Source organism: Spiroplasma endosymbiont of Phyllotreta cruciferae (assembly GCF_918697755.1).
In genome coordinates this window covers 539861-550893 of record NZ_OU953854.1, presented here as the reverse complement: position 1 = coordinate 550893, position 11033 = coordinate 539861, and the positions used below count along the sequence as shown (strand labels likewise).

Sequence of the window (11033 nt, the reverse complement as noted above, 5' to 3'; positions counted from 1 at the left end):
GCTTTTTAGTACAATGTCAACAAGTTTATTTATTGCCTTATATTTTATTACACATCAACAAGGAATATCATCAATTATGGAAATTCAAGCAAAATATATTCCGCATCCATTTTTAACAATTACCTTTTTATTAATTTCATTAGGATTATTATTTGCTGGGATTTTTGATTTATCACGGGTTCGAATTGAAACAAACAATTATATTTCACATTTAATGCGTGGTAATCATACGATTCCCCATTTCTTGATTGATAATTATAAAAAAATGACAGTTCGTAGTATTATTTTAAATTGATTAGCATTTCCAACGTATTTCTTTGGGGGAATTGTTTTAGGAATTCTTTATGGTTTTCAGCAACATTCTGGCGAAGAATTCCGATTTGGATTTTGAAGTTGGGGAATTGTTGATGATTTAACAGCGGCAATTACGATTACAATTGCAATTTTAATCGCAACATTAGGAATTCATATTGCTAATATTGTTTTAACAAAAAAACGTAAAGCAAATATTATTGGTTATTATGGATATGAAATTGTTTAAACCAGAAGAATTAGCAGCCTTGAAGAAAAAAACCAATCGGATTTGTTTAGTTATTTTCATTATTTTTCTAATTATTTTAACGCTAGTAATTTCAATTCCATGATTAATTGTACGTCGTCGTAAACGACGTGGTGAACCAATCTTTGGTCGTTTATTTAACCGTAATTAAGAATTGTTTTAAAAACAATTCTTTTTTATTTAAAATTATTTTTATAATTATTAATAAAGAAGCGAGGATTATAATGATTGAACATTTATATGTACATATTCCTTTTTGTGACCATATTTGCTTTTTATTGCGATTTTTTCAAAATTAAGAAATCACGTGATGAAATGGTTGATGAATATTTACTGTCGTTAGAACAAGAAATTTCACAATCACAGCCACCATTTAAATTAAAAACAATTTATTTGGGGGGAGGAACACCGAATAGTTTAGATGATAAACAATTAGAAAAATTATTACAATTGTTGCAAAAAATTAATCAAACAGCAGTTGTTGAATATACCATTGAGTTAAATCCTGAGAAAATTACAAAAAGTCAATTGCAACTTTTAAAAAATTATCATGTTAATCGGTTATCAATTGGAGTTCAAACATTTAACGATCAGTTATTAAAAAAAATTAATCGCCATCATAGTGTTGCTGATGTCGTTGCTAGTTATAATTCAGCACGAGACAAAGGATTTGATAATATTTCTTTTGATATAATTTATAACTTGTTTGATCAAACAACAGATGATATTCAACAAGACTTAATAATGGTTAAACAATTACAACCTGATCATATTAGTTGGTATTCATTAATTTTAAAAGAAAATTCTTATTGAGGAAAAACGAAAGTAAAATTACCAGATTATGATATTGCCTTTGACGAAATTATTAATGCCGCTCTTAAAAAAATGGGTTATGTTCGTTATGAAATTTCAAATTATACCAATAATAATAAGAAATCACAGCATAATTTAGGCTATTGAACTAATAAATCATTTTGATTATTTGGACCAGGCGCCGCTGGTTTTATTAATGAAGATGGTTATTATTTATTAGAAAACACCCGGAAATATGCAAATTGAACACAGCAGAAAACAGAAATATTATTAGCAGATTATTATTTTCAAATTTTAATGATGGGATTACGAGTTTTAGAGGGTATTAATTTAGCAACAGTAAAAGATGCTCAAGCAGCAATAACTTATTATGAAACTAAAATTGCCGATGAAGTTGCAAAAAATAATTTGGTTTTTGAGAATAATCATTTACGTTGTACAAAACAAGGATTAAATATTCTAAATGATATTTTAGTTAATATTATGGAATAAATTTTATGTTATGATATGAGTATCAAGGCCTTTAGAAGGGATAGGAAAATAAAATGGAAATAGATGTTATTAAATTACAAGAAAAATATTTTTCAGAAGCATTACCAAAAATTCAAGATATTATTCAAATTCCATCGGTACGTAGTGCAACACAACCAAGTGCTCCATTTAGAATAGGAACAAAAGCTGTTTTAGATTATGCCATTAAATTAGCACAAGAATTAGGTTTTAAAACTTATCAGGATCCCGAAAATAGTTATGGTTATTTTGAATATGGTACGGGTGCAGAAATCTTTGCTATTTTAGGACATTTAGATGTGGTTCCGGCTGGTGATCTTAAAAAATGAGATTTTGACCCATTTCAAGCGCAGATTAAAGATGGAAAATTATTAGGTCGTGGCTCATTTGATGATAAAGGACCAACCATTATCAATTTATATGCTTTAAAATATTTAAAAGACCATAATTACCAACCAGATTATTGTATTCGTTTAATTTTCGGTTTAACAGAATAAACTGATTGAGCGTCAATTGAAGCATATATGGCAATTGAAGGAACCCCTTCTGCGCTAGGTTATACTCCAGATGGTGAATTTCCAGTTGTATATGCAGAAAAAGGAATTATTAATGCCGATATTATTGGTAAAGGGGAAAAATTTGTTTTATTAGGTGGTGAGGCATATAATTGTGTGACTGATGTTGTTCGTTATCAATGACCATATCTTACAGAAATTAAAGCTAAATTAGATCAAAACCAAATTGAAACAGCTCTTGAAAATGATTGATTAATTGTGAAGGGGAAAGCATCACACAGAAGTTTACCTGAACGAGGAATTAATGCAGCATTAGCAACATTGGCAACATATGCTGAGTTAACAACTGATTCACCAATTGCTAATTTTGTAAAAAACAATTATACAATGATTTTAATTTTAGTCAGATTTTTTCAACAATGAAGGATGAAACTGGTTTATTGATTGTTAACAATGGAATTGTTGAGATTAATGCTGAAAAAACGCGTTTAACATTAAATATGCGAGTACCAATTTCATATCGGTTAAAAGATGTTGAAGAGCCATTAACGGGTGAGTTATCAAATTATCATTTACAATTAACAATTATTTCTTGAGAAAAACCAATTCATGTGCCAATTGATAGTACGATTATTAAGAATATTATGCGGGTTTATCGTGATGTTACTGGGGATCAGGATGCAAAACCAGTTGCAATTGGTGGAGTAACTTATGCAAAGGCAATGCCAAATTGTGTTGCTTTTGGTGCTGAATTTGATATTAATGAATCAACAATGCATGCATATAATGAGTATGTTAAAATTAGTGATTTACAAAAAATGTTAGAAATTTATACAAAGGAAATTCCATTGTTGACAACAAAATAATATTTTAGCAATTAAAAAAGTTTTAATAAATATCTTTATAAAAGATATTTATTAAAACTTTTTATTATTACATTAATTTTAGCAAGACGTTGAGCAATTGATGGTTGTCCTTTTGCTCAGAAAATAATAACGAAGATTGTTCCAATAATTGTTACCATTAAAATTAATTGTAATAAGGAACATAATCCATAAACAAATTTTCCTTTGCGAGTATTTGGACAATCAATTCCAAAAATCAGTGTTCCAACAGGATTCGCATTAAAAATTCACAGAATCACATTTAATAAACAAAACAAAATGTTGAAAAGTGATGACAGCATTCTTTTGGCCATAAAATTGACTTCCTTCATAATAAAGATAGTTAATACATACAACTATTATACTATGGAATTTTAAAAAATTTTTGGGTTAAGTTGATTGAACATAGTTATTCAAGTTAATGCTAACTAACAGATAAGTTCTTAATTGTTTCCTTTCAATTTGTGATATAATAAATGCATTGAATTCTTTGGGGGATATAATAATTAAGTTAGAAAACTTGCGAGATAATGATAAAATAACTGATGAAAATAATGAACAAAATAATAAAAATGATGTTAAACGTCATTATGAATATTGAATTAAATTTAAAGATGATTATTTGAGTATTTATGTGAAATAATTAAACTTGGGAAAATTACTTCTTTTTGTTGTAATAACTGTCATCAGGAAAAAGATATTGATGATTTAAATTTTGGTCGCATTTAAAAGATTGGGGTATGAAAATATCCAAAGAAATTGAATAAGAATAATAAATTAAACCATTTACTAAAATGGTTTTTTTTATTTGTAAAACCAAAATTATTAATTAATTGATCCAGAGAAAGGATAGCATCTTAAATATTTCTAATAAAAACTTTATAACAACTTTTTGATACCCTCTTTAAGTTGTTTACACATTTATAAATATCTCAGAAAATCTTTACAAAATGTCTTCTGTTTTTTCTCATCATTTAAGGTGTTGTCCTTTCTCTGTTTCAGTTAATTATTTTATTAAATAAAACTTAATATTTTATAAATTAGGCGGTCTAGCCCAACGGTAATCAGTCCGGAAATAATAGACGCTTTAACAAGCGATAGTCGTGATAAGTCCAAGGTTAATATCGAACGACAATAAAAAATAGAGATAGTAACTTTATAAATAAATTTGCGTTATAGCATTAGGCTCTTCAAGATGCAAGTAGATTTATTTTAAAAACTGAACGCTTTGACCTGAAATGGTGCGGATGAAGAGAGAGAAAACTCTATGGCTCCCAACTATAAAAACAACTACACTTTGTAGTACTTTGTAGTTGTTTTATCTTAATTATCATAATTAACAATTTTAAATAAGAGAGGATGAAATATAATGGGAAAAATAAATAATGCAAAAAATAGGAACATTTTAATATATGTATTTTGATGAAACAGGTCTTAGAAAAAAGATTTGAAATGCAAAATATAGTGATGAATTTATTATTAATTGTCTAAAAGAATTATTTTAGTAATTTAACCAGTATGAAAATAGAAGAAAAATATAATTTACCTAATGGAACTTTTAGAGATTGAAATTCAAGATTTAAATATGGTAAAAGTTATCGTTTTTATTGTGAAGGTGGAATTTGTGATCAATTAAAAGGAATAATAAATTTAAAAGATTATATCTGTCTCGATTTAGATAGACCAAACAAAAGTAAATATACTGGTAAATATAATCAAATTAAAAATATGTATTTACAAGGATATAAATATAAAGAAATAACTAAAAAATTAGCTGTACACGACTCTATTATTACACATGTTATTAAAAGATTTAATTTACCTATAATAAGACCTGAATATCATACATTAGATTTTATGTGGTAATTTATTATGAAAAAGTTAAATAAAAAAACTATTAATAAATTAAATCAATTAATGCTTAAAAGTTATGCAGTCTCATTTGAAGATATGACTGATGAAAATTGAGCATTAGGAAAAAAGAATTAGGAGGAATTAAATTATGAATAAGAAGATAACAATATAAATGACAAAGAGATGAATAATAATGATGAATTTAAAAGATTTATTAAATGAAATGTTTGATAATTATCCAGATTGTTATAAAGATTATGGTTTAGCAATTATGGATCGTTATGAAATTGAAGTTGCAAAGAAAAAATTAACTCCTGAAGAAATTGATAATCAATTAATTGGTATTAAAGGTATAAAAATTAAAATTAAAGGAGATAAATAACATGGTAAATGAATTACAACAATATATTAAAGGTGCCGTTATTAAATATGAGTTAAAAGTTAATGATAAATATTTAAAAGAAAATATTCTTGCTCTTGAAGAATTAAAAATGAAAAATAGACAAAATTATATGTCATTAGTTTCTAATGCAGATAATGCAAAATTACAGCATTAGGAATTATTAAATTAAGTAATAAAGGATTAATTTTTAGTAAAGATTTTAATATTATTCCATTTAAAAATAAATTAACAACAATTATTGATAGTAAAGTTTATTGTAAAAAAATTGAAGAAGCTGGATATAGTCCAAGAAAAGCAATTATATTTAAAGGCGAAAAATTGAGTGAGACAGTTTAAATTCTTGTCCTAAAATACATGAAATTAATTTTAATGCTAATACTAGTGATTATAACGAAATAATTGGAACTTAAATGACCAAAAGCAATTGTTGAAGCTAAATTATATCGTAAATTAGCATTAGAAATGGGAATTGATATTTCTGATATTGATCTAGATGAAAAAGAAATTAAAGAAGATGGTAATTTTGATTATATCCCATTTACTGATATTACTGTCGCTAAAAATCAGGGGGCAGTCAGCGATGAACTACCTATTAATAATAATATTTTAGTACACCTACTCAATAATTAGCAGAAAAACCATATATTTATAACGATATTAATAATGTAGTAATAGAAGATGATATTTCTAATGTAGTACCGGTTGAAAATAATTTTGATCCTTACGCATGATAACTAACTTAGGCCAATTAATACATGGAGATTCATTAGAAATATTAAAAACTATCCCTAATAAAAGTATTGATTTAATATTAACTGATCAACCCTATTTTTATGAAAGTATAAGAAAAAACAAAATAATCTTAATGTAAAAAAAGATACTCTTTTATTGGAAAAGCGATAGTTAAAAATGCCATCGGTTTAGTTGAAATTAAATCTATTGAAAATATTAAATATGAAGAATATTTAAACGAATTTAAGAGAATTACAAAATATATGAATTGTTTAATTTGACTAAATATTGAACAAATAGATCAATATCTTCCTGTTATTCGTAAAAATAAATGAAGATGATATTTATTAAAATGAATTAAAACTAACCCTATTCCAAGAAATAATCCATATTATGAAGATACTGAATATTACTTATGAATTTTTGAATCAGGAGCTAAATATACTAGGTCTTATGAAAATTGCAAAACTACTTATTTTTATCCTATTGGTCAAGATGGTGATATTGATCATCCAACAGTTAAACCATTAGAAATGATTAAAGAACAATTATTTAAACATTCTCAGCCGGGTGATATTGTATTAGATTGTTTTTTAGGAAGTGGTACGACCACTGTTGCTTGTGAACAATTAAATCGACGTTGAATTGGTATGGAAATTAACGAAAAATATTATAAATTAGCAAAGGAGCGATTAAAATATGTCCAACCTAGTTTATTTGATTAAAATAAAATGTGATCAATGTCATAAAAATATTAATAGTGGAAATATCGTTGCTAAAAATAATAAAGTAATGCATTATCTATGTTATAAAAGGTTATTTAAAAATGAAATCAAAAAAATATCAAGTTGTAATTAGAAATATTAATGTTTATCTTAACAAAGAACAAGAAAAAATATGAAATGAATTACCTAGTCTATACACACATAGACAACGAGTACAGCATTTTATAAATTATTATATTGTCAATGAAAGTAAAAAAGATAATGAAAATGGTTAAAATGAATAATTATATTTTATGTTATAGTTCTGAAAAAGGTAATCGACCGTGTAAAACTCTACTTGGTGAATATATAACTGGTACTGATGTTGAAGATATAAATATTAATTCAACTGAATATTGAGAATATTTATTACTTACATACGGAAAAGAAAACTTAATTATATTAAAGAAAAAATAACCTTAATTGGTTATTTTTTATTTTTCTTTATTGTGTGTTATATAAAAGTTGATAAGATGTTCTATTCGTTGTTAATAAGTATTAAATTTTAATTCATTTCAAGCTTGTTCTTCACTTTTATTTAAATAAATATTAACATTCCGAATTTTACAAGAATAATATTTTCCTGTTTTTTGATTATATGAATGTTTCATAATTATTTACCGTCATAATTAGCAATAATAATTGCATCTCGTAAATGATTACTTATTTTATCATTATTATATTTTCAACCTTTACCATATTCATAAGTTAAATTAGTATCTTTATCAAATTCTCAAATACAACTATCATTATATTTACTTAAATTCTCAATATTTTTAACAACTGATTTAGTGTTTTTTGGTGATACTCAATTAATAAAATATTTGTAAACAGATAATGCTCCTAATAATCTTAATAAATCATCTCTATCTTTACTTGCATTAGCAGATGTATATAAACAATCTTCAATATTAATTTTTTCTTCATAATCAAACAATTTATCATTAATAAATTCATATTGTTCTTTTCAATTTTTATTTGTAAATTCTAATTTTTCAATTAATTTATTATCTTTATAAATAACAATAGCGGTAGTACCAGTTCCTGATGGGTCAATACCTATTTTTATCAAGTGGCTCATTCCTCATCGTTGTTATTATTAATTTTTGGCACTACATTTGATATATCTTCTTCTTTAACTACATTATTATCTGTCACAAAACTTCTTCACTTGATATATTTTCATTACTAATTTGGCCCTTATTTATGCTTATATTACTATCATTGTCAATATAAATTTTTTCATCATTAGTTGTAATAACTGCTTGATCTGATTTATATGCTTGTTGTAATTCAACAGACATAATACCTCATTTTCGCAATAAACTAGTTAATACAGTTTTAAGAGCCATTTCATCAAAACTAGCAATATAAAATGATTTATTTTTAGCATAGGTTTTAGAATATTTCATAAAATGATTTTCCATTTGTTCTTTGGTCATATATAATGTTTTTTCAAAACCATTAACCATTTTAAAATATGCTACATAACCTATAATTGGTAATTTTTCTCGTTCATCTTCATTTTGAATTCAATTAAAAGTAGTACCTTTTAAACGATCATAATTTATTAATTCACCATCTTTGACATCAGATACTGACATATCTAAATATTGACCACTTCTTTGTGCTAATTGAATATAACCTTTATAACCCATTTGAAATTGGGCTTGATTAATTCACTCTTGGATTTCACGACCATTAATAATTCTTGTTATTTTAGTATTATATGGAACGACATAAGCATAACCGAATTGTTTTTCCATAGGTAAATTTAATAAAACACCTTGATAACAAGCAGTCATAATTGTTTTTGGGTCTGCTTTTTGTAGTAATTCATTACTATTTGATATTGCAACTATATTACTTTTAAATCTTGCAATTTCATTTTCATTAGAAAATTTACTTTTTATTCAATCAGTTGCTTTATCTGTTCTTAAAAATTCAACAATATTTGCCATATTATTTTTCTCTTTTATTTATTTTAAAATTAATACCTTTAACACCAATTAAATTAATATCTTTATTACTATCTCATTGTTCTTTAATTTCATTTTTAACAATTTGCTCATCAATAGTTAAATAATTTTTAATTAAATTAATAAGTTCTAATTTATCAGCTTTTTCTAAAAAGTCATCATTAATACTAATAACTTCAATATCTTTAATTAATAATTTATTTTTACGAAAATTACTAGTAATAATTTTTAATTATTGCTCTTTTTTTGCTACACTTTTAATTTATAAAAATTGTTCTTTCTTATGAGTTTCAACAATTTCATTTTGTTTTTGAAATTGAATATTAATGACACTATTTTTTAAAGAATCATGATTATTCTTAATATTATTTTCTAAATTCAAAATATCTTTTCTAATAAAATTTAATTCATCTTTAAAATTTTTTATTAATTCTAATGGTTCTCTAAAAATATAATCAATTTTTGAAACTACTAGTTTTAAATCTTTTAGTGATTGTGATTTATATTCTCCATTTATTAATCAAGCTTGTTGTCGATATATAAATTCTGCTAATTCTTGCCCATTTTCATCAATTCATTTTTTAATTGTTAATGCTTTTAAACTTAATTCTTTAAAATTATTTCCTTTTAAATAAAAGGGATAAGTAATATTTTTAACTTCATTATTTAATTTTAAGTCTTTCATAATTAAATTTCCTCTAATTCCATTTCATTAATTAAATTATCAATATACTCATAAGCACTGTCTTCTGAGTGACGTTCTTCTAATGCAATATTAAATAAATCTTCTTCGGTATAAACTTTGCCATTTTCATCTTTTCACATATTATTCAACTCCTTTTCATTTAATATTTTCATTTTCTAAATCAATAATTGTAGTTTTACAATAATTTAAATTTTCAGAATAAATTCTTGCCTCATCAAATGTATAAAAATATGTAGTATTTAAACTATATTTATCTTTTGTTACTAAATAATAAGTATCTTTTATTCATAATTTATCACCTCGTAATCCGCTTCTTCATCTTCTAAATAATCACTAATTAAACCTTTAACTTTATCAATTTCATATCATTTGCAATTTAAATTAAAATCTATTGGTAATTCAATATTACCTACGTGTCGTTCTTCATTACCAAATTTAAGATATAAATTTAACTCTCAATTACCTAAATAATCACTATTAATTTGTGCATAAATAATATCTTTATTTGTAATTTTTAATGCTTTATTACATATCATTTTTAATTCCTCCTATTTTTAAACTCGTTGGTACTCACTCCCGAGTGAAAGTGCCAAGCGAGAATTAGTTATATATAAATTAAGTTATTTATTTACTAGGCCACTCGCTTCACTGGGGGTGAGCGGTGGCGGTATATTGTTTGTTTAATAATCGACAGTTGTTTTTATAAGGTAATGCCAGAGAGTTTTCTCTCTCTTCATCCGCACCATTTCAGGTCAAAACGTTCAGTTTTTAAAATAAATTCACTCGCACCTTGAAGAGCCTAATGCTGACTTTGTGGTTTTTAAACCACTGTCATCCTCTATGGGATAATATCTATCGCAAATTTATTTATAAAGTGTACATCTCTATATTTATTGTCGTTCGATGTTGACCTTGCACTTATCACGACTATCGCTTGTTAAAACGTCTATTATTTCCGGACTGATTACCACTGGGCTAGACCGCCTCATGTGGAATAAAAACACTTAGTTATTTAAAATAACTATCCCACTCTGCATTAAGTTGTTTTATAAAATCAAATTTTAAAAGAACCAGTTTTATCATCAAAGATAATTTTTGAATTTTCTAAGCGTTTATAAAACAGCTTTTGTTTTTTATCTTTTATGCGATTTAATAAATCTTTATGATTTTAACAAGTTCATAAAACTTTATTTGATACAAATTCTTCGGTAATGAATGATATTGCTTTATAGCAGTTATCAATATCGCAAATTTGTTCTTGCTTATTATTTTTCATTACCCATTCCTTTCTTTGATATTATTTTTTTATTTATT

At 25.1% G+C, this 11033-nt stretch carries 21 protein-coding genes; 14 read left to right on the top strand and 7 right to left on the bottom strand.

Going from position 1 to position 11033, the window contains the following annotated elements; genetic code table 4:
• The 6 genes from NL276_RS03655 to NL276_RS03630 all read left to right on the top strand — a co-directional run.
• The coding region (locus NL276_RS03655; protein WP_370281035.1) for an MSC_0882 family membrane protein at nt 1-541 on the top strand (541 nt) is incomplete at its 5' end.
• On the top strand, nt 528-710 hold the full coding sequence (locus tag NL276_RS03650) for a hypothetical protein (protein ID WP_253301227.1): 183 nt from the start codon (nt 528-530) through the stop codon (nt 708-710). The genes NL276_RS03655 and NL276_RS03650, both read left to right, overlap by 14 nt.
• Before the next feature lie 164 nt (nt 711-874).
• Nucleotides 875-1864, top strand: a complete 990-nt coding sequence (hemW, locus tag NL276_RS03645; protein ID WP_253301226.1) for a radical SAM family heme chaperone HemW — start codon at nt 875-877, stop codon at nt 1862-1864.
• A gap of 53 nt (nt 1865-1917) precedes the next feature.
• The gene (locus tag NL276_RS03640; RefSeq protein WP_253301225.1) at nt 1918-2379 is read left to right on the top strand and encodes a M20/M25/M40 family metallo-hydrolase; all 462 of its coding nucleotides are present in this window, start codon (nt 1918-1920) and stop codon (nt 2377-2379) included.
• Between the two features lie 27 nt (nt 2380-2406).
• A complete protein-coding gene (locus NL276_RS03635; RefSeq protein ID WP_253301224.1) occupies nt 2407-2889 on the top strand; it encodes a zinc-binding metallopeptidase family protein in 483 nt (160 codons plus the stop codon).
• Nucleotides 2838-3263 carry a M20/M25/M40 family metallo-hydrolase gene (locus NL276_RS03630; protein WP_253301223.1) on the top strand — a complete coding sequence of 142 codons (426 nt, stop codon included), beginning with the start codon at nt 2838-2840 and terminating at the stop codon, nt 3261-3263. The genes NL276_RS03635 and NL276_RS03630 overlap by 52 nt, the downstream gene beginning before the upstream one ends.
• A 35-nt stretch (nt 3264-3298) precedes the next feature.
• Here the strand turns inward: NL276_RS03630 and NL276_RS03625 are convergent, their stop codons facing one another.
• Nucleotides 3299-3595, bottom strand: a complete 297-nt coding sequence (locus NL276_RS03625; protein ID WP_253301222.1) for a hypothetical protein — start codon at nt 3593-3595, stop codon at nt 3299-3301.
• A 167-nt stretch (nt 3596-3762) separates the two neighbouring features.
• On the opposite strand from NL276_RS03625, the gene NL276_RS03620 reads away from it, so the two are divergent.
• From NL276_RS03620 to NL276_RS03585, 8 genes are all read left to right on the top strand, one after another.
• Complete coding sequence (locus NL276_RS03620) at nt 3763-3924, top strand: hypothetical protein (RefSeq protein ID WP_253301221.1); 162 nt, start codon at nt 3763-3765, stop codon at nt 3922-3924.
• 875 nt (nt 3925-4799) lie between these two features.
• Nucleotides 4800-5147 (top strand): ricin-type beta-trefoil lectin domain protein, encoded by a 348-nt coding sequence (locus NL276_RS03615; RefSeq protein ID WP_253301220.1) that lies wholly within the window; start codon nt 4800-4802, stop codon nt 5145-5147.
• Between the two features lie 181 nt (nt 5148-5328).
• Complete coding sequence (locus tag NL276_RS03610) at nt 5329-5517, top strand: hypothetical protein (protein ID WP_253301219.1); 189 nt, start codon at nt 5329-5331, stop codon at nt 5515-5517.
• 1 nt (nt 5518) lies between these two features.
• Nucleotides 5519-5692 (top strand): hypothetical protein, encoded by a 174-nt coding sequence (locus tag NL276_RS03605; RefSeq protein WP_253301218.1) that lies wholly within the window; start codon nt 5519-5521, stop codon nt 5690-5692.
• A 245-nt stretch (nt 5693-5937) separates the two neighbouring features.
• Nucleotides 5938-6168, top strand: a complete 231-nt coding sequence (locus NL276_RS03600; RefSeq protein WP_253301217.1) for a hypothetical protein — start codon at nt 5938-5940, stop codon at nt 6166-6168.
• Between the two features lie 365 nt (nt 6169-6533).
• The gene (locus NL276_RS03595; protein WP_253301216.1) at nt 6534-6995 is read left to right on the top strand and encodes a DNA-methyltransferase; all 462 of its coding nucleotides are present in this window, start codon (nt 6534-6536) and stop codon (nt 6993-6995) included.
• A 101-nt stretch (nt 6996-7096) separates the two neighbouring features.
• Nucleotides 7097-7270: a hypothetical protein gene (locus tag NL276_RS03590; RefSeq protein ID WP_253301215.1), complete on the top strand. Its 174-nt coding sequence runs from the start codon at nt 7097-7099 to the stop codon at nt 7268-7270.
• Nucleotide 7271: 1 nt separating this feature from the next.
• Entirely contained in the window at nt 7272-7451 is a 180-nt protein-coding gene (locus NL276_RS03585) for a hypothetical protein (protein ID WP_253301214.1), read from the top strand.
• A 71-nt stretch (nt 7452-7522) separates the two neighbouring features.
• Here the strand turns inward: NL276_RS03585 and NL276_RS04980 are convergent, their stop codons facing one another.
• The 6 genes from NL276_RS04980 to NL276_RS03560 all read right to left on the bottom strand — a co-directional run bounded on the left by NL276_RS04980 (nt 7523) and on the right by NL276_RS03560 (nt 10255).
• Entirely contained in the window at nt 7523-7645 is a 123-nt protein-coding gene (locus NL276_RS04980) for a hypothetical protein (protein ID WP_256468762.1), read from the bottom strand.
• A gap of 2 nt (nt 7646-7647) precedes the next feature.
• Complete coding sequence (locus NL276_RS03580; protein ID WP_253301213.1) at nt 7648-8106, bottom strand: hypothetical protein; 459 nt, start codon at nt 8104-8106, stop codon at nt 7648-7650.
• Nucleotides 8107-8173: 67 nt separating this feature from the next.
• Complete coding sequence (locus NL276_RS03575; RefSeq protein ID WP_253301212.1) at nt 8174-8995, bottom strand: recombinase RecT; 822 nt, start codon at nt 8993-8995, stop codon at nt 8174-8176.
• Between the two features lie 280 nt (nt 8996-9275).
• Nucleotides 9276-9698 carry a hypothetical protein gene (locus tag NL276_RS03570; RefSeq protein ID WP_253301211.1) on the bottom strand — a complete coding sequence of 141 codons (423 nt, stop codon included), beginning with the start codon at nt 9696-9698 and terminating at the stop codon, nt 9276-9278.
• A gap of 2 nt (nt 9699-9700) precedes the next feature.
• Entirely contained in the window at nt 9701-9838 is a 138-nt protein-coding gene (locus tag NL276_RS03565) for a hypothetical protein (protein ID WP_253301210.1), read from the bottom strand.
• Nucleotides 9839-10000: 162 nt separating this feature from the next.
• Nucleotides 10001-10255: a hypothetical protein gene (locus NL276_RS03560; RefSeq protein WP_253301209.1), complete on the bottom strand. Its 255-nt coding sequence runs from the start codon at nt 10253-10255 to the stop codon at nt 10001-10003.
• Nucleotides 10256-11033: the final 778 nt, after the last annotated feature.